This is a genomic window from Flavobacterium branchiicola, assembly GCF_018383905.1.
Classification (GTDB): Bacteria; Bacteroidota; Bacteroidia; order Flavobacteriales; family Flavobacteriaceae; genus Flavobacterium; species Flavobacterium branchiicola.
Map to the genome: position 1 here is coordinate 151833 of NZ_JAGYWA010000008.1, position 18439 is coordinate 170271.

17 protein-coding genes are annotated in these 18439 nt (G+C 33.4%); 1 reads left to right on the forward strand and 16 read right to left on the reverse strand.

Features of this window, described 5'->3' with window-relative positions:
* Positions 1-8: 8 nt before the first annotated feature.
* The 6 genes from KHA98_RS19810 to KHA98_RS19835 all read right to left on the reverse strand — a co-directional run bounded on the left by KHA98_RS19810 (position 9) and on the right by KHA98_RS19835 (position 7026).
* A complete protein-coding gene (locus KHA98_RS19810) occupies positions 9-497 on the reverse strand; it encodes a septal ring lytic transglycosylase RlpA family protein (RefSeq protein ID WP_213259644.1) in 489 nt (162 codons plus the stop codon).
* A gap of 84 nt (positions 498-581) precedes the next feature.
* On the reverse strand, positions 582-1007 hold the full coding sequence (locus KHA98_RS19815) for a hypothetical protein (RefSeq protein WP_213259645.1): 426 nt from the start codon (positions 1005-1007) through the stop codon (positions 582-584).
* A gap of 104 nt (positions 1008-1111) precedes the next feature.
* Positions 1112-3871: a TonB-dependent receptor gene (locus tag KHA98_RS19820; protein ID WP_317192585.1), complete on the reverse strand. Its 2760-nt coding sequence runs from the start codon at positions 3869-3871 to the stop codon at positions 1112-1114.
* Positions 3872-4204: 333 nt separating this feature from the next.
* Positions 4205-5848 carry a glucose-6-phosphate isomerase gene (gene pgi / locus KHA98_RS19825; protein WP_213259647.1) on the reverse strand — a complete coding sequence of 548 codons (1644 nt, stop codon included), beginning with the start codon at positions 5846-5848 and terminating at the stop codon, positions 4205-4207.
* Between the two features lie 120 nt (positions 5849-5968).
* The gene (locus KHA98_RS19830) at positions 5969-6454 is read right to left on the reverse strand and encodes a lipocalin-like domain-containing protein (protein WP_213259649.1); all 486 of its coding nucleotides are present in this window, start codon (positions 6452-6454) and stop codon (positions 5969-5971) included.
* An 11-nt stretch (positions 6455-6465) separates the two neighbouring features.
* Positions 6466-7026 (reverse strand): short chain dehydrogenase, encoded by a 561-nt coding sequence (locus KHA98_RS19835; RefSeq protein ID WP_213259650.1) that lies wholly within the window; start codon positions 7024-7026, stop codon positions 6466-6468.
* Positions 7027-7123: 97 nt separating this feature from the next.
* Between KHA98_RS19835 and KHA98_RS19840 the strand changes: the two genes are divergently transcribed.
* Positions 7124-7969 (forward strand): AraC family transcriptional regulator, encoded by an 846-nt coding sequence (locus KHA98_RS19840; RefSeq protein ID WP_213259652.1) that lies wholly within the window; start codon positions 7124-7126, stop codon positions 7967-7969.
* 22 nt (positions 7970-7991) lie between these two features.
* On the opposite strand, the gene KHA98_RS19845 is transcribed toward KHA98_RS19840, so the two are convergent.
* The 10 genes from KHA98_RS19845 to KHA98_RS19890 form a co-directional block, all read right to left on the reverse strand.
* On the reverse strand, positions 7992-8528 hold the full coding sequence (locus tag KHA98_RS19845; protein ID WP_213259653.1) for a GNAT family N-acetyltransferase: 537 nt from the start codon (positions 8526-8528) through the stop codon (positions 7992-7994).
* A 3-nt stretch (positions 8529-8531) separates the two neighbouring features.
* Positions 8532-8687, reverse strand: coding sequence for a hypothetical protein (locus KHA98_RS19850; RefSeq protein WP_213259654.1), 156 nt, complete (start codon positions 8685-8687; stop codon positions 8532-8534).
* Positions 8688-8751: 64 nt separating this feature from the next.
* Positions 8752-9372 carry a hypothetical protein gene (locus KHA98_RS19855; RefSeq protein WP_213259655.1) on the reverse strand — a complete coding sequence of 207 codons (621 nt, stop codon included), beginning with the start codon at positions 9370-9372 and terminating at the stop codon, positions 8752-8754.
* A gap of 9 nt (positions 9373-9381) precedes the next feature.
* Positions 9382-9990, reverse strand: a complete 609-nt coding sequence (locus KHA98_RS19860; protein ID WP_213259657.1) for a hypothetical protein — start codon at positions 9988-9990, stop codon at positions 9382-9384.
* A 53-nt stretch (positions 9991-10043) separates the two neighbouring features.
* Entirely contained in the window at positions 10044-11303 is a 1260-nt protein-coding gene (locus tag KHA98_RS19865; RefSeq protein WP_379732318.1) for a M23 family metallopeptidase, read from the reverse strand.
* Positions 11287-12228, reverse strand: coding sequence for a tryptophan 2,3-dioxygenase family protein (locus tag KHA98_RS19870; protein WP_213259661.1), 942 nt, complete (start codon positions 12226-12228; stop codon positions 11287-11289). Before KHA98_RS19870 ends, KHA98_RS19865 begins: the two co-directional genes overlap by 17 nt.
* Positions 12228-12998, reverse strand: coding sequence for a DUF3108 domain-containing protein (locus KHA98_RS19875; RefSeq protein ID WP_213259662.1), 771 nt, complete (start codon positions 12996-12998; stop codon positions 12228-12230). Before KHA98_RS19875 ends, KHA98_RS19870 begins: the two co-directional genes overlap by 1 nt.
* A gap of 294 nt (positions 12999-13292) precedes the next feature.
* Positions 13293-14453, reverse strand: a complete 1161-nt coding sequence (gene hppD, locus KHA98_RS19880) for a 4-hydroxyphenylpyruvate dioxygenase (RefSeq protein WP_213259663.1) — start codon at positions 14451-14453, stop codon at positions 13293-13295.
* A 245-nt stretch (positions 14454-14698) separates the two neighbouring features.
* Positions 14699-15856, reverse strand: coding sequence for a homogentisate 1,2-dioxygenase (locus KHA98_RS19885; protein WP_213259664.1), 1158 nt, complete (start codon positions 15854-15856; stop codon positions 14699-14701).
* A 317-nt stretch (positions 15857-16173) separates the two neighbouring features.
* Positions 16174-18435 (reverse strand): patatin-like phospholipase family protein, encoded by a 2262-nt coding sequence (locus KHA98_RS19890; protein WP_246522451.1) that lies wholly within the window; start codon positions 18433-18435, stop codon positions 16174-16176.
* Positions 18436-18439: the final 4 nt, after the last annotated feature.

The window sequence follows — 18439 nt, forward strand, 5'->3', positions numbered from 1 at the left end:
GATTTTTTTTATTTTTCGATAATGGTTTCGATGGTTACTTTCATTGCACCGGCACCTTTATTTTTTGTGATGTCCATAAAGGCTCTTTTAGAAAGGTCAATTTCGCGTGTTTTTACAAACGGACCGCGATCGGTAATTTTTACAATTACAAACTTTCCATTGGCTTCATTTGTAACTTTTACTCTTGTTCCAAAAGGGAGTTTTTTATGAGCCGCAGTATATTTGTTGTTATTGAATCTGCTGCCATCTGCTGTTTTTTTACCATTAAAACGGTCTGCGTAGTAGGAAGCATGTGCCGTTTTTTTGTATAATTTTAATTTTAAGCCTTTGTCAGTGAAAACTGAATCTGTAGGCATGGCAATAATATTAGGTCGCGATAGGCTGTCTTGTATTATTTTGGGCTCGATGGCCGGTTTAGTTTGGCTTATAACGTAGGTAAAACAACTTATAAAGGTTGCTGTAAGCGCTGTGAGTATAATGTTTTTTTTATTTCTCATGGGTTATTTTTTTTCAGACTTGGGGAGTTTGTACAAATAATGTGCCGAGATAAAAAAAGTCCTACAATTTTAGGACTTGATTTTTTATTGAAACCAAAGGTTCCAAGGTATTCTGCTAAGGATCAATAGTAAACCTAATCCGTAGAAAATTGCAAATGTTTTAAATTTTGCTTCGCTGTTGATTAATTTTTTATGCTTAGACCATCCGATAGTAATCAGGATGATTGCGATGATGTTAATTAGTGGATGCTCTAAAGAAGTTAATCTTAGTTCAGCATTCGACATTTGTCCGAAAGCAGCTTTTCCTAAAGGAGAAACAAAGTAAAGAATCAGACCAATTAATAATTGCGTGTGAGTTCCGATTAATGCGAACAAAGAGATTTTGCGGTCTTTAGCTGTAAATTCTTTTTTAGAAGTTAAGCCTATTATTGCATTTACTACTGCAACCAAAAGTAGCAATAGAGCTAAATACGCCCAGCCTGAGTGGAATTTTTGTAAAAAATGGTACATAAATAAGATTTTTTGTTAAAACAAATATAGACAAAAAGGCATAAAAAAACGGCATTAAACTAAAAGTCAATGCCGTTTTTTGGTATTTATTTAGATTCTAAATATTAGAAATCGTAACGTAAGCTAAAGTTCCAAGTTCTTCCGTAACCGAAGTAAACTCTATTTGCTGTTGCAAGTCCGTTGTAAAGTTGACCGTTTGAAGCATAAGTTCCTTTAGAACCAGCTGGTTGTCCATTTGCAACTGGAAGGTTGTCATCAGCAAAGATGTTTGTAAACGATTCGTTGATGAAAATTTTATCAAAAACGTTGTTTACGTTTAATCTGAAGTTTAATGAACCTAACTTAGGAGCGATGTTCCATTTGTAAGATACACCAGCGTCTGTAGTTGCAAAACCAGGCAACTCAAGAGCACCTTTGTTATTAGCAGCACTAAATTTAGCTACATCGATGTTTCCGTATAACTTTTCTGCGTAATTAAGGTTAGCGTCAACACTAAGACCGTTTAAGATTTCGTAAGCTGCACCAAGTGCCATTGTAGTTTGAGCGTTGTTTCCAACTTTTACACCATCAAGGTATAAAGGTTGATCTCCGTCAATTGGGTTGTTTGCAACGTCAAAACGATTACTAGTAGCATTACCGCTATATTTCCAGTCACCAATAGAGATCATTCCGTTTAATTTTAACTTGTCAATTGGTTTAGCAGTAACATCTAATTCCACCCCTTTATGGATTTCGTTAACACCTTGGAAAGTGTAATATCCGCTTGGGTTAGTTGGCGCTTGATCAGTTGCAGTCGTAAATCTGTCATCCCAAGTAGTATAGTAAGCATTTAAGTTTGCATTAAAGATTCCAGAACGGAAACCGTAACCTAATTCAACTGCTTTGATTTTTTCGTTTGTAAGGTTAGGGTTTACAATTGAAGCCTGGTTAGGATATACTGCATTGAAAAACGGTTGTTTTGAGTATATACCTCCATTTACAAACACATTATGGTGTTCATTAATGTTATAATTAGCTCCAACTTTAACATCTCCACCAGTAATAGTTTTGAAACCTGTTTTAGCAAGAGGGCTATCATAAGTATACTTAAAGTGGTCAATTCTTTGGTAAGCTTGTTGAGAAATTGCTGCTTGAAGGAAAGTAGTTAAGTTACCAGTAGTGTATTCCAATTGAGTAAAAGCTCCATAGTAATTAACTTTACTGTCATTCCAGTAGTTAATTCTTTCTTGGTAGTCTGTATTAATAAATGGATTCCCACTTGGTCTTGGAGCATAAGTAGCGCTAAAATAACCAGGATTATTATTTACGTCAGCAACGTTTTTGTAAACATCAGCTCCTAATAAATCAATTAAGTTCTGGAAGTGAATACCTTGGTACATTCTTCCTTCAACTCCAAAATCAAATACAAGGTTATCAGAGAATTTTTTATCTAAATTGATTACTGCACCATACCAGTTGTGTGAGTTTACAGAAGCAATTTGAGACAAACCATTGGTTAAGTTTGTTGAAGTTGATGATACGTTTTCATATCTACCATTAGCTGGGGTTCTTGTTCCCAATGTTGTTGGCTGTCCAGAGTTCCAATTTTCAATTAAGTCATAATTGATTGTTCCATCAGCAGTTCTTAAAGCTGTACCATTGTATGGTGTGTTACCTCTAATAGCACCAGTTGAAGTAGCTCCTCCTCCACGTCCCCATGAAGCGTAACCTACTGTAGATAATTTTGTAGTTGAGTTGATATCGTAATCCCAGTTAAGAGACATTACAGGCTTGTGGTAATAATTTGTTTTTAAATTATATTCCTCACCATTTCTCATACCCCAATCAGAGTTGTATTTGATGTTTGGATCAGTACCATTACTTCCATATTTTAAGTAATCACTTAAAGCAGGAGAATTTGATCTTTGATCGTGCCATTGAGGCGCTCCTGTAAATGTAAATTGAAAGTTGTGTTTGTCACTAGCTTTGTAACCAAAAGCAATGAAATAGTTGTAGCCTTCAAATGCAGTGCTGTTAACATATCCGTCTCCAGCTGTTCTGCTGAATAATACAGAAGCAGAAAGTCCGTTTTTCATCACCCCTGTGTTGTAAGAAGCTTGAGCTTTTATGTAGTTGTTGTTACCAAAGCTTGAAGAAACAGATCCACCTTCTTTCATGTCAGATGTTTTTGTAACGATATTGATTGTTCCTCCAACAGAAGAAATAGCCAATTTAGAAGCTCCAAGACCTCTTTGAACCTGCATAGCAGAAGTTACATCAGAGATACCTGCCCAGTTACTCCAGTAAACAGAGCTGTTTTCCATATCATTGATCGGCACACCGTTGATCATAACCGCAATATTTTTTTGGTCAAATCCACGAATCGCAATTCTTGAATCTCCATATCCACCACCTGCTTTTGAAGCATACACAGACGGAGTACTTTTTAAAATTTCAGGAAACTCCTGAGATCCTAATTTTGCTTGGATTTCAGCTGCTTTAATTGTAGAAACTGCAACAGGAGTTTTTCTGTCTTTCGCAACGTCAATAACGCTACTTGTAACTACGATTTCGCTTAGCTCGTTTGAGTTAGCTGTTAAAACGATTTTTCCTAAGTTTGTAGTAGAACCATTAGATACTGTATATTTTACAGTTTGGTTTTGAAAACCTAAGAAAGAGATAACAATTTCTCCAGAACCTGTTGTAGAACTTAGGGTAAATTTACCATCAAAGTCTGTTGAAGTTGCCGTAGTAGATCCTTTAATCACTACGTTTGCTCCTGGCAACGAACCAACACCGTCGGTAATAGTACCAGAAACTTTTCCTTGAGAAAATACGGTTGAAACTATCATAAAAAATAGTCCAGTAAGTAACCAATTTTTCATTTTCTTCATTTTGTTATTTAGTTTATTGTTTTTGGCAAAATTATAACAATTAAATCAGATAGTGTTATCAAAATGTTAAGAAAAAGAAGTTTTGTCTAATTGATTGCGCATTAAAATGATTTTTCTATTTTCTATTAAATAAAATAACGATTTTTTAAATTATTAGGGCTGTATTTTGTTAAAATCATAATAATGTGAACGAGTTTGTAGCTGTATACTTTCAATATGGTCTTTTTTAACTGGTTAAATAGCATTGTTTATACGAAAAAACGCCTTAATTTGTGTTAAATTAAGGCGTTTCAGTGTGTTATGATTTTGCTTTTTGAAAAGCTTTTATTTGTTTTTCAAAAAGTGATTCAATAAAAACGAAGTTGAACTGTCGTGAGTTTTAACTGTTTTTGAATTTATTTCGTCTAAGATGGAGTTTGCTAACTGTTTTCCTAACTCAACTCCCCACTGATCAAAGCTAAAAATATTCCAGATAACACCTTGTACGAATATCTTATGTTCATACAATGCAATTAAGGATCCTAAATTTTTTGGTGTTAATTTTTGAATCAAAATTGTATTGGTTGGTTTGTTTCCTGTGAAAACTTTGAAGGGTAATAAGTACGCTGCTTTTTCTGCAGGAAGTCCTTGCTTGTCAAATTCAGCCTGAACCTGTGCAGGAGTTTTTCCGCTCATTAAAGCTTCAGTCTGTGCAAAGAAGTTTGACATCAATTTGTCGTGGTGATCTTCGTTTCCGTAAAGTGGTTTTACAAATCCAATAAAATCTGTTGGGATTACTTTAGTTCCCTGATGAATCAATTGGAAGAAAGCATGTTGAGAATTGGTTCCCGGCTCTCCCCAGATAATAGTTCCTGTTTGGTAATTAACTGGTTTTCCGTCGCGGCCAACACTTTTACCGTTACTTTCCATAGTTGCCTGTTGCAAGTACGGAGCTAATTTTGATAAATATTGAGTGTACGGAATTAAAGCTTCACTTTCTGCGCCATAAAAATTATTGTACCAAACGCTTAATAAAGCCAAAATTACGGGAATGTTTTCATCAAATTCAGTTGATCTGAAATGTTCATCCATTTCATTGGCTCCAACCAATAATTGGTTGTAGTTGTCAAAACCAATTGCCAAAGCAATACTTAACCCAACTGCGCTCCATAAAGAGAATCTTCCTCCAACCCAGTCCCACATTGGGAAAACATTGTCTGGATTAATTCCGAATTCTGTTACTTTTTGAATATTTGTAGAAACGGCAACGAAATGTTTTGCAATATCTTCCTGAGTAGCCGATTTTAAAAACCATTCTTTGATAGTTTCAGAATTTGAAAGTGTTTCCTGAGTAGTAAAAGTTTTAGAAACAATCAGAAATAATGTCGTTTCAGGATTTAGCTTTTTGATTACTTCGTTTACGTGATCACCATCAACATTTGAAACAAAATGAAGATTTAAGTGATTTTTGTAAAACTGTAAAGCTTCAACAGCCATTACAGGTCCAAGATCTGAGCCTCCAATTCCGATATTTACTACATCAGTAAAAGCTTTTCCGGTGTATCCTTTTCTTTCTCCCGAAATTACTTCGTTTGTAAAGTTTTTAATTTTGTTTTTTACCTCATAAACTTCCGGAATTACATTTTCTCCGTCAACTTTAATAACTGCCGATTCCGGAGCACGTAATGCAGTATGTAAAACAGCTCTGTTTTCGGTTTGATTTATAATTTCTCCACCAAAGTATTGTGCAATGGCATCTTTTACTCCAATAGAATTAGCCAATTCTAATAAAAGAGAAATTGTTTCCTGGCTAATATTGTTTTTAGAATAATCTAGTAAAAAGTCATTCCATTGCAAGTTGAATTTTTCAGCACGTGCGTTATCTTGTTGAAATAATTCCTGTATCGTAGTTTCGTGAATTGCGTTATAGTGGTTTTGTAGATTTTTCCACGCCTCAGTCCCTGTTGGGTTTGTTGTGTTTAAAGCCATTTGTATTTTTATTATGTGGTTTGTTTTTTTAGAAACACAAAAATACTGAATTAACTTTTAAATGGAGAATCGTTCGCAATTATATAACAATTAGTTACGAAAACGTTTTATGTAATTGCGTTATAATTTTTTCCAGACGACTTCGGCAGTTACCGATTTTCCTCCTTGTGTAGTATTAGTCACAACATATTTAAGTTCGTTGTTTATCAAAGAGTAGGATCTTTGTTGAATTGTCCCTTCCCAATTCGGAAATGATGCTGTTTTAATATTAAAAGTGATTATCTTATTTGTTTCATTGATTTCAAATTTTCCAAAATGCGAATTACTTCCCTGAACAATTGCTGCATTTTCTTCGGGCGTACATTTATTTTTGTCTCCGGAAACTATTTTTGTACGTTCATTTTTATATATCTGAATGGCGTAATTTCCCTTTTCATCAAAAAATAAAAAGCCTTTTGGTTTTACATCGTAAGGAAGATTTTTTGTTCCGTCTGAATTTATGTTTTCTACCGAAATCAAAGTCCATGAACCTGAAAGTTCCGTTTTTTTCTGTGCATTCATTGAGTTTACCATCAAAAGTAAAATCATTAAAACAGTGTTTTTCATCTTTAAAAAATTTAATAATTTACTTTAATAATTTCCCCATTGATACTTTCTTCAATGCTTTTTGTGTATGCATTTACTAAATCTTCGATTGGAATGTCTGAAACTTTTGCCGGGCTTATGGCGTTGAGTCTTATTCCTCTTTCTAATTCCAGCGAAGCAGCAAGAACAAAACTGTTGATTCCGCCATTTACAATTGCTTTACCGATATTGTTTTTTACCGGCTTGTCGGCCATTTTTCCTGAAGTGAGGGTAAAGGATCCGTTTTCGTTTAGGTATTTTTGACCAATTAAAACGAGATTGATTTGTCCGAGTAATTTATTTTGAATCCCAATGTTTATTTTTTTTTCGTCAAGCGAATGCAAATCTCCAGTATAACAATCTCCAGCGACACAAATGCAGGCATCGATGTTTTTGATTTCTTTAAATAGATTTTCTATCGAATTTGAATCTGACAGATCGATTCTAAAATCACCGCTGTTTCTTCCTGCCGAAATTATTTCATGTTTTTTTGCCAGAGCCGGATGCAGTATTTTGCCAATTTCTCCCTTTGCTCCAATTAATAGTATTTTCATTTTTTCAGATTTTTTAGTTTGTTATCTGAAACAAAATTAAGAAGTTAGCCTTCGTTGAAAATTGTACTTATTGGTACTAAAATTGTATTTTAGCATAATGACAAATACAAATTTATATCATCCTTTTGAAGTTGATTTTAAAGAATTGGCGCAGTTTCCGAAAACAATTCGGAAGAACAACTTCTTTGAATTAATCTATATTGTCAGCGGAAGCGGACTTCAGATTATTAATGATAATGTATTTCAATATCAGAAAGGAAATCTCTTTCTGGTAACGCCGCAAGATGTGCATTCATTTGAAATTACAACCCCAACAAAATTCTTTTTTCTACGGTTTAATGAATATTATATAAAAGGAAATTCTCAAAACGGCCAATCAGAAACGGTTTTGCGAATGGAATATATTCTTCAAAATGCAAGTCATCGCCCGGGATGTATTCTAAAAAATAAAATCGATAAACCTTTAATTGCGTCATTGATCGGAAATATAATTGACGAACAAAACAATCAGCAAATATATCATCAAAAAATTACTGAGCAGATTGTAAATACCATTATTACAATTGTAGCGAGAAATATTGCTTTAAAACTTCCGAAAAACATAAAAGAATCAACAGGAGAAATGGTGCTTGAGATATTACATTATATTCAGGAAAACATCTACAATCCAAAAGAATTAAAGTCGGAGAGAATAAGCGAGCATTTTAACATTACGCTTAATTATTTGGGGAAATATTTTAAGAAACAAACAGGAGAAACACTGCAGGAATATATTGCAAACTATAAATTGAGATTAATTGAAGTGAGGCTTTTAAACAGTGATATGCGGATTAATGAAATTGCTGATGAATTAAATTATTCTGACGAAAGTCACTTGAATAAAGTTTTTAGAAAGTATAAAGGAATGAATCCGTCTGAATTTAGAAAGAAGTTTTGTAAATAATTTTTCTTAATCTTTAATGTTATTATTCTAATCTCATCAAGTCAAAATACATAAACCTGTGTTTTTCTTCTTTATCAGAATCTAATAAGAATGTGAAGTCGTTTTTCTGGTACGTTGAAATTTGTACAGGTTTGTTGTAAGCGTCCAGAATTAATAATCGGCATGCGGGTTTATGATCAATAAATGTCCATCCTTTTATGAAATCAAGAAGCTGATGAGAAAGACCGTTTCCTTGATAGCTTTTGTCAATTCCTAATCGAGCAATTTTGACAGCTGGATATTGTCGAATTCTTTTTTCGTTTGGGAGTTTTATTTTTCGATGCAGTTTGTTCCAAATAGAATTTTCATAACCAAGATCGTTTAAGCAATCATTTGCTATCGAAAAGAAAGCAACAACATTGTTTAAATCTTTAAACAAGTAGGTGGATGCAATTTTTTCTGTTTGAAAATTTTTAGAATCATCAATTAAAAATTCATTTATCTCTTGATCTTGGCAGTCAAAATTATCAAGAAGATCATCATTATTTAATAATGAAAATGTGCAGTCAGATAAATCCATTTGCTATGCCTTTTTAGACATAATTTTGTTAACCAAAGAAAATATTTTGTCTTTCTTTTCTTCAGAAATTTTATTGGTTTTACTATTAGATATGGCAGCATTGAATCTCTCAGATTCTTTGCCTTTTACTGTAGGAGTTACTTTAATTGTAGTTGCCATATTGCTTTATTCAAATCGAATTATTTTGCAAATATATAAAAATTATCTGACTTTTATTTGTAGGTTACCAAATCTTCCACCACGGCTTTTTGTTGATTTCAATAGTTTTCTTCTCAGTATTGATTTCGATTCTTTTTAGTTCTTCTATTTTAATTTTAGAATCATCAAAAAACATTTCGCCGTTTTCACTCATTCCAATGGGTGATTTTGTTCTTTCTTTCCAATTTTCAGTTTGCAATTCCGGAGCTAAGGCTGAATCGATTTTATCTGAAAATTTTCTTCTGGCTTTTTCTATGATTTCTTCTTCGAGGTTTGAAGTTGAGTTTTTGAAAAGTGAAATCGAATTGTCCGGAATGTTTAAAAGGAAAATCTGGGTTTTGTTTTCTTTTTTTTGAATATCCAATACTTTAAAATAAGCAATAGTGTCAAGCAAGAAATGACCAATTTTTGCAGAGTCAGGATTAAATTTTGATAAATCTTTTGGATGTGCACTTGCAATTAAATATCGGATATTTCCAGAAAGGCCTCCGCCAATAGAAGACATATCGGTAAAACCTTTTTCCTGAATTATTTGCCCAACTTTGTAATTAACAATTAGGTTTTCAGGAAGGTTGCTATCTCTGTAAAACAATTTTAACCCATTAAAAGTTTCATTGTAAATTGCTTTAAGACGTGCATTTTTCATTGCCTTTTCTTATTTAAATTGTATTGTAATTAAGAAATAATGTGGGATTTTAAAATGTTCTCCAAGATTTTCTGGCTCAATATTCGATTGAACTACCTCGCAATAAGAAGCGCTTCCATCAGCATGTATTGTTGGAGTTATAACAGCAAGAATGGGTGTTTCTTGTTTTGAATCGATATTTAATTCAGTTTTACTTCCGAAAAAATCTTTTAAAGCATATTCATCAGAATCGCTTTTTAGATTAAAGTATGATTTTTTGCTTCCAAATCGATCAGTTCTAATAAAGGTTTTTAATTTTCCATCGGCTATTTTTAATAAAAAAAGTATAGATTCTTTATTCGATTGGATTTTGAAATAATCGTTTTCTTTTTCTTCAAAAATTATGGAATTATTTACCAGTTTTCCATCTGTAAATTCCTTGAGAATGATGGTATATCGTTTCCCTTTTAAATCTTTTCCTTCGAAATTTAGTCGTTCAAAAATAATGTTTTCAAAATCAATTAAATTTTGAATTTCACTATTCTTAGTTCCAAAATTCTTTGTGACTTTAATATTATTTTGAGCAAAAGAAAAATGGGCTACTAAAGTAAAAAGCAGCAGTAGGGTTTTAAATTTCATAGAATTGGTTTCTGTTATGGTATTTATTTTGTGCTAAAAATAACAATTTATTCTTACAAATTACCAATACTGTCCAATTCTCTTTTCAAAGGTTCGATTTGTTTCATGAAACGAGTTCTGTCATTTCCTGTTAGTGATTCTCCGGTTGGTAAATTCAATCGAAGGGCATCAACCTGAATACCATTTTTCCAAAAACGATAACATACGTGTGGTCCCGAAGCTAATCCGGTGCTTCCTACTAATCCGATAGTTTGTCCCTGAGTAACACGTTGTCCGCGGCGAACCAAAATTCTTGACATATGTAAATATTGAGTAGAGTAGGTTCCGTTGTGTTTTACTTTTACAAAGTTTCCGTTTCCTGCAGTATATCCGGTTGCTTCTACGATTCCGGCTGCTGTTGTAGAAATCGGAGTTCCGGTTGGAGCAGCATAATCAGTTCCTTTATGCGCTTTCCAGGTATGTTGCACCGGATGAAATCTGTTCATTGTAAATCTTGAAGTGATTCGGCTGAACTTAATTGGGGTTTTTAAGAAGAAGTTTTTCAGTGTCTTTCCTTCATCATCATAATATTCAATTTTTCCGGAAGTGGTATCTCTTTCAAAAGGGAAAGCATAAATGATTTTTCCTTTATATTCAAAAAAGGCAGCTTCCAGTTCTTCAACGCCATCGTAAGTTTTGCCATTAATAAAGCGTTCAGTAAATATTAATCCGTAGCGATCCCCTTTTTTAAGTTTAAAAAAGTCAATAGACCAGGAAAATACTTTGGTAATTCTGCTGGCAAGTGCGGTTTCTACACTTTCGTTTCCTAAAGTTTCGGACAGCGAACTTTTTAGAACCCCACCAATAATTTTTCTTTTTAAAGTAACCGGTTTTACTTTTTTATACGCTTTGGCAATACTATCGCGTAAATCAACCACATAATAGCTTAAAGCATCAGGCTGATAAATAAAAACCTGAAGTTTATTTGTTTTGTTTTTAGATCGAAGTAAAGTAAACGGTTTATTGTAACGAATTGTTCTTACATCAAAAGAGTCTTTTACTTGTTCGACAATATCAAAAACCTTTTTGTCACCAATATTTTGGCTTTGAAGAATTGATCCGAAAGAATCTCCTTTTGAAATAGTATCGTTAACAATATTAAAATCAGCATAGTTAAAGCCAAATTCTACTTTTTTAGTTTTTGGTTTAGTAGTTTTAGTTTCAACTTTTTCATCTGTTTTGTTGCATGAAAAAATTGATAGTAAAAGGATTATAAATAAAAATGCTTTTTTCAAACTTTTAATTTTTTTTGGGAAATTATGCGTTGGTTTCATCTCCCCAATTGGACAATTCTTCTTCGGTCCACAATTTAGGAAAAAAGATGCGTCTTTGGTATTTTGGATGCATATATTTTTGCCAGTCACTTCCTCCGGTCGCTTCACCGTTGCCTTTTCCGCTTCCTAAAATGTATTTTCTTGCAGTGTTAAGATGTTGCATTACCCAGGTAATATTTACAGTTTTGTCGTAATGACGCATCGCGTTTATTAACTCGGTATTTTGTTGATCTTCAATTGGTAGCTGAGTAAATTTTTGCCAGATATTTTTCGTTTTAAACAATGTTATTTGTTTTAAAAATTGATCTTTATATTTTTTCTCAAACTCATTCAGTAAGTATGATTTTTCACCGGTTTGGTAATCTTTTCCGGCTGCTTGCCAGTATAAATGTTCAAAACTGGTTTCTAAATCGGTGTTTTCGTCAAAACTTGCTTTGTATCTTCTGTCTGTTAAATTGATAACATCTGTTGAAGCAAATTCGATCATTCGGTATTGTGCGCTCTGAAAACCACTTGCAGGAGTAAGTGTGTTTCTGAATTTCATATATTGATCAACTTCCATTCCGTTCTCCATAATACTGAAAGAATTGGTCAGCATATCAAAGTAACGCGTAATTCTGGAAAGTCTTTCGCTGAAAAAATCAACTTGAATATTTTGTGTTTCGGCAATTTGATCAATTTCCCACAAAATCATTTTAAAGATCAATTCGTTTACCTGATGATACATGATAAAGACCATTTCGTCAGGAAGCGTTGTGCGCTGTATCTGGAGATTTAAAAGTGCATCAGTCTGAATGTAATCCCAATAAGTGATTGGTTTTGACCAAAGTAATCCTTCTAATTGTACATCAGTTTTTTGGTTTATTGCTTGAAATTTTTGATCAATTTCTTTTAAAATTGATTCAGATTGGTCCGTAAGGTTCATTATTTTTTAACTTTAAATGGATTTTTTAATCCTTTATATTCATCAAGATCCGCTTTAAGCGATCCTACAGCAAGATCTGCTTTTATTCTTATCGGAACTTTATTGTTGTCGTCTGTTATCCAAAGTGTTACACTCTCTTTTTCTTTAAAAACTCTGCCCGCTTGTACTAAAGGTTTGAAAACCATTGTAGAAACGGTTCCAAATTTAGTCGTAATATCTTGACGGCCTACATATTTTAACTTAAATTTTGTGATTTCGTCATCAAAAAACATGTCAATTGTGATCGCTTCTCCAGATTTAAGTTTGTCAATATTAGGGTGGTTACGCAGGTAATAGAATGATGAGATTATATCCTGTACATCATTGGTAATTACAATTGTTTTTTCGGTTTTGCGTTTGTAATCTTTAACTAAAACACGGTCTTCAGCTTGATTAAAAAAACCTTCCTGATTTTTAGTATATCCGCCTTCATCGATTTTTCTAACATAGCGATAAGGTCTTCCGGTTTCTTTATCAAAATAGCTTTCGTATAAATCTTCTACTTTGAAGAAAAATTTAGACATTCCGGTTGTGTAACCTTTACCCACTGCATGATGTACTTTTTTGTTGTTTATAGTTGCATCTTTAATTTCTAAAGTAGCATAACCGGCATTTATAATTCCATAATGAATTCTGAATTTAAAATACTCTCCCGTGTCGAAGGCGTCTTCTTTCTGCGAATCAAAACTAAAGGCTGTGAGGATAAATATGATGAGAAGTAGTTTTTTCATAGTACTGTTTTACAATTATTTATAAGGATAAATGCAAATTCTATTCCAAATGTACCAAAACAAAAAAACTCAGTCAAGGAATGACTGAGTTTTTATGCTATTAACTAACCAAAAAACTATAAATTATGAAATTTATATCAATTCAGAAGGAAACCACCCCTTCTTGATTTGCGAGTGCAAAGATAGATAGAAAGTTCAAAAAATAAATAGCAAAAGGCAAGTTTAACATAACATTTGCATAAAAAACATCATTTTACCGAGAATTCTTCTACATAATGTAAAAATAATGCGATTTTACAATGTTCCTCTCAATTCTTGCTCTCTTTCGATAGACTCGAAAAGGGCTTTGAAGTTACCTGCACCGAATCCTTTTGCTCCCATTCTTTGAATAATTTCGAAAAAAAGTGTAGGTCGGTCCTGAACTGGCTTCGTAAAAATTTGTAATAAGTATCCATCTTCGTCTGCATCGACCATGATGGCAAGTTTTTCAATTTCGTTTAAATCTTCTTTCATCATATCCATGTGAACGCCCAATCTTTCTGGGATTGCCTGGTAATAGGTATGAGGAGGAGCTGATAAAAATTCAACACCACGAGCTCTTAGTTGAGATACTGTTTTGATAATGTCATCTGTTGCAATGGCAATATGCTGAATTCCAGGTCCGCCGTAGAAATCTAAATATTCTTCAATTTGAGATTTTTTCTTTCCTTCAGCTGGTTCATTGATTGGAAATTTAATTCTTCCGTTTCCGTTAGACATTACTTTACTCATCAATGCAGAATATTCTGTAGTAATTTGTTTGTCATCAAAAGAAAGGAAATTTACAAATCCCATAACGTCTTCGTAGAATTTTACCCACGTATTCATTTCGTTCCAACCTACATTTCCAACCATGTGGTCAATGTATTTTAATCCTGTTGGTTCCGGGTTGTAATCCGATTTCCATTCTTTGTAACCTGGCAAGAAAACACCATTGTAGTTTTTTCTTTCTACAAAAATGTGAACTGTTTCCCCGTAAGTGTAAATTCCGGAGCGAACAACCTGACCAAATTCATCTTCTTCAACAGTTGGTTCCATAAAAGAACGTGCGCCACGTTTCATGGTTTCTTCGTAAGATTTTGTAGCATCTTCAACCCAAAGTGCTGCCACTTTTACTCCGTCTCCGTGTTTTTGAAGATGTGCATGAATAGGAGAGTCCTGTGTTAAAGGTGTCGTTAAAACAATTCTGATTTTATCTTGTTTTAAAACATACGATGCTTTGTCTTTTACTCCGGTTTCTAATCCGGCATAAGCCAATGACTGGTATCCGAAAGCAGTTTTATAATAATGTGCAGATTGTTTTGCGTTTCCAACGTAGAACTCTACATAATCTGTTCCTAATAAAGGAAGGAAATCTTGTGCTCCTTCAAATATTTTCTCTAATCCGTATTCTACTGATTTTACTTCTTTTGACATGATGTTTATTTGTTTAATCGGTTAATCGTTTATCTGATAAAACCGAAGTGTTAGTGTTGTGTTTAAGTTTTTTACCGCAAAGTACGCAAAGACAAATCGCAAGGTTCGCAAAGTTTTTTATTGTTTAGACTTTGTAAATTGACAATAAACACAAAGCTTTGTGAACTTGTTTTGATAAAACTTTCTCAAAAATCCTTTGCGATCTTTGCGAAAATTCTCTGCGCACTTTGTGTTACATCGATTAACTATTCAGTCCAAGACTTGTAGTACTGACCGTCATCCAATCCCATCGCTTCTTCTGTAACCATTAATGGTCTGAAAGTATCCACCATTACAGCTAATTCCTGAGTTTCTTTGTGGCCAATACTACGTTCCATTGCTCCGGGCGCTGGGCCATGCGGAATTCCTTTTGGGTGTAAAGTGATATGACCTTGCTCAATATTATTACGGCTCATAAAATCACCATCTACATAATACAAAACTTCGTCTGAATCTATATTGCTGTGGTTGTATGGTGCCGGAATTGCTTTTGGATGATAATCGTAAAGTCTAGGGCAGAAGGAACAAACAACAAATGTTGCTGTTTCAAAAGTTTGATGAACTGGTGGCGGTTGGTGAACGCGTCCCGTTATAGGTTCAAAATTGTGAATTGAAAATCCGTAAGGGAAATTATATCCATCCCAACCCACAACGTCAAAAGGATGTGTTGCATAAACCACTTCGTGAATCATGCCTTCTTTTTTGATTTTAATTAAAAAATCACCTTTCTCGTCATGTGTTTCCAATTCGCTTGGCAAAATAAAATCACGCTCACAAAACGGAGAATGTTCTAAATGCTGACCTGATTGGTTTTTGTATCGTTTTGGAGTATAAAATGGAGAATAAGATTCTACGTAAAATAGTCTGTTTTCTTCTGTTTCAAATTCGATTTGGTAAATAATGCCGCGAGGAATAATTAGGTAATCACCATATTCAAACGGTATATTTCCTAACATGGTTCTTAATTTTCCTTTTCCTTTATGGATGAAAAGCATTTCATCTGCATCTGCATTTTTGTAGAAATACTTTCGAAGCGATTCTTTTGGTGCGGCAAGACCTATAATACAGTCTTTGTTGACCATCATTGCTTTTCGACTGTCCAGAAAATCATTTTCAGGTTTTAATTCAAAACCTTTAAAAAGTAATGATTTTATGTTTTTTCCGATTGCAATTTTTGGTTCAACCGAATAGGAGTTTAAGATTTCTTTTACCTGTGTTGGTCTGTGAACATGGTAGGATAATGATGAATGTCCGTGAAAACCTTCGGTTCCAAACAATTGTTCATAGTAAAATCCGCCGTTAGGTTTTTCGAACTGGGTGTGTCTTTTTTGAGGGAAATCCCCAAGTTTATGATATAGTGGCATGGCTTTTTCAATTAGATAATTTGTAAATTAGATAATTCGAAAATGTGAATTGCAAAGTAAACGATCCGTTCAATTTTTCAATTGACTGATCATCTCAATTCGATAGCAGCACTATTCAGGATTTCTCTTGATAAGGAATTGAAGATACTCTAATAAACCTGTCCAATTTGTTTTCATTATAACAAATGTCGTAATTTTTTCCGAGTAAAATTATAAATTATATCATTTAAACACCTAGATAAAACTAATTTTTTTTGATTTAAATTTTACATCAGGAAAAAAAAGCCTGTTTTTATTAAGTATTCCTGAATCGAATATTAAAATAAGAATCCGATACTGAACCAGGTATAGCTTTTTGACATTTCCGGAGACCATGATTGCTTAATCTCAATTGGTCCAATAATAGTTTCAAGTCCATAACCTAATGCATAACCTGTATAGCTTGGCATTGAAATCCAATCTACGGTACTAAAAATATCATCACCAAGATTAGCAAAATTTGCAGAAAAGTTCACGTGATTTTTTTTGAATATTTCATAATCAAGTGTGATATCGGTTTTTATATAACTGTTTCCGGCAATGCTTAAAAAGTCATATCCATAGAAATAATTGAAGTTGTTGATTTTGTTGTAACCATAACCTCCAAAAATATAATCGAAAAACGGAACACTGTCGCTACCAATGTTAAAACCAGCATCAGCACCAATTTTTACAGTTGCACGTCTGAACAAAGTTTTTGCAAAACCAACTTCTACTTTTGCGGTCGAGAACGGTTTAAAATTATGAGTAAAATCCGAAGAAGCTAAATACGTCTGAACATCAGAAGAAAAGTATAATCCGGAATGCGGAAAGCTTTTATTATCGAATGAGTCGTATTTTAAGTAACCAAAAACACTAAAATAGTTGCTCTTTTCTATGGTGTTTACTTCATTTGAAAGTGTTGGTGAATCTATTTTTAAGTATTTATATTCTAATCCTCCGCCCATTAAAAACTTCTGTACAAAAATGGTTTGAAAATAGGCCTGATTTGTAATGTCAAAAAAATCAACATTGATAAGATTTACACTTGGATTCCCTTCCAAAAGACTACTGAAACTAGTGGTGACATTTCTATTGAACTGGTTTAATCTCGAGCGAAAGCCAAAACTAATATTAAATCCGTTTTCGATGTAATAATTAAAATCATATCTGAAATTATCGCCCAAAATAATGTCCAATGAGGTAACATCATTTTTTAGAAATGTTTTTTTGTGAGTAAGATTTAACAGAATGGCACTTTTGTATAATCCGTCGTAATGCAGTCCAAGTTTTAAATAGGTTTGTGTTGGGTTTTCTTTTAATACAAGATCCAGATTGTCTTTGTCTCCATCTGGCTCTAAACAATACGATATTGTGCTAAAGTTTTGAGTTGCATCAAGATTATTAATTCCGGTTTTTAAGTCGGCGTAAGTTATGGTGCTTCCTGGTTTAAATCGAAGTTTACCGTTTATGTATTCTTTAGTGTAATTGTCTAATTTGTCGCTATTTATTTTATTGATTTCTAGTGTATCACTGCTAATTTTTAGTTTTGGTTTTTTGTAGAAGTTGTCTTCATTAACCAATGATTTTATCTTTTCATAAACAGCAAAAGTAGCTTCTTCTCCTTTTCTGATTATTTCTTCGCCTCTGTCAAATGAGATTACGCCAAAATCCCGAATATCTGGTTTAATGTAGATATCAGTATCTTTTACTTTGCTTTTCATTTTTTCGATCGACTGCAGATTGGTAATCTGAACAAGAATTCTTGTAGCGTTTTTGAGGTTTTTACGTTTCAGCAAATCATCCTGAACATCAACCCCAATAATAATATCGGCGCCCAGATTTCGAACTTCTTTTATTGGGTAATTATTGACAACTCCACCATCAACCAATAGATTACCATCTATTTCAACCGGAGTAAATAACGACGGAAAAGCCGCACTTGCCATCATTGCCTGAACCAGATTTCCTTTATTGAGTAAAACCTCTTCGCCAGTTTCTATATTGGTCGCTATACATAAGAAAGGAGTAGGAAGTTTATTGAAATCTCGAACATGACGCACATTTCTTGTCAGACTGCTCAATAAATTGTAATTGTACATTCCTTTTGAAAGTGCTTCCGGAATTCCAATTTTAAAATTACTGAAAGGCAAAGTAATGGCATACAATTCGTCATTTTTTTTGCCGTAAAAATTTTTAGATGAACGCGGAATATAGTCGTTGATCAATTCGTCAAAATTGGTTCTTTTAAAAATAGAGTCAATTTGCGAAGCATTATAGCCAGAAGCATAAAGTCCGCCAATTACAGATCCCATGCTTGTTCCGCCAATATAATCGATTTTGATTCCTGCTTCTTCAAGTACTTTTAGTACACCAATATGAGCAAAACCTTTTGCACCGCCACCGCTTAAAACCAAACCAATTTTTGGTCTTTTAACGCTATCTTGTTTGATATCTTGTGCCAAAGCTCTTTCTGGCAAAAGTAAAATGAATAGAAAAAGTAGGGGTACAAAGTACCATACAGTTTTAATTTTTACTGATGTCGAAATTTTTGAGAACAAAGAA

Coding starts and splice junctions, on each gene's coding strand:
- pgi (WP_213259647.1), bottom strand. CDS start 5,848: ATGGCTTTAAACACAACAAACCCAACAGGGACTGAGGCGTGGAAAAAT.
- KHA98_RS19815 (WP_213259645.1), bottom strand. CDS start 1,007: ATGTACCATTTTTTACAAAAATTCCACTCAGGCTGGGCGTATTTAGCT.
- KHA98_RS19875 (WP_213259662.1), bottom strand. CDS start 12,998: ATGAAAAAACTACTTCTCATCATATTTATCCTCACAGCCTTTAGTTTT.
- KHA98_RS19840 (WP_213259652.1), top strand. CDS start 7,124: ATGACAAATACAAATTTATATCATCCTTTTGAAGTTGATTTTAAAGAA.
- hppD (WP_213259663.1), bottom strand. CDS start 14,453: ATGTCAAAAGAAGTAAAATCAGTAGAATACGGATTAGAGAAAATATTT.
- KHA98_RS19820 (WP_317192585.1), bottom strand. CDS start 3,871: ATGAAAAATTGGTTACTTACTGGACTATTTTTTATGATAGTTTCAACC.
- KHA98_RS19885 (WP_213259664.1), bottom strand. CDS start 15,856: ATGCCACTATATCATAAACTTGGGGATTTCCCTCAAAAAAGACACACC.
- KHA98_RS19845 (WP_213259653.1), bottom strand. CDS start 8,528: ATGGATTTATCTGACTGCACATTTTCATTATTAAATAATGATGATCTT.
- KHA98_RS19830 (WP_213259649.1), bottom strand. CDS start 6,454: ATGAAAAACACTGTTTTAATGATTTTACTTTTGATGGTAAACTCAATG.
- KHA98_RS19860 (WP_213259657.1), bottom strand. CDS start 9,990: ATGAAATTTAAAACCCTACTGCTGCTTTTTACTTTAGTAGCCCATTTT.
- KHA98_RS19870 (WP_213259661.1), bottom strand. CDS start 12,228: ATGAACCTTACGGACCAATCTGAATCAATTTTAAAAGAAATTGATCAA.
- KHA98_RS19865 (WP_379732318.1), bottom strand. CDS start 11,303: ATGAAACCAACGCATAATTTCCCAAAAAAAATTAAAAGTTTGAAAAAA.
- KHA98_RS19810 (WP_213259644.1), bottom strand. CDS start 497: ATGAGAAATAAAAAAAACATTATACTCACAGCGCTTACAGCAACCTTT.
- KHA98_RS19835 (WP_213259650.1), bottom strand. CDS start 7,026: ATGAAAATACTATTAATTGGAGCAAAGGGAGAAATTGGCAAAATACTG.
- KHA98_RS19850 (WP_213259654.1), bottom strand. CDS start 8,687: ATGGCAACTACAATTAAAGTAACTCCTACAGTAAAAGGCAAAGAATCT.
- KHA98_RS19855 (WP_213259655.1), bottom strand. CDS start 9,372: ATGAAAAATGCACGTCTTAAAGCAATTTACAATGAAACTTTTAATGGG.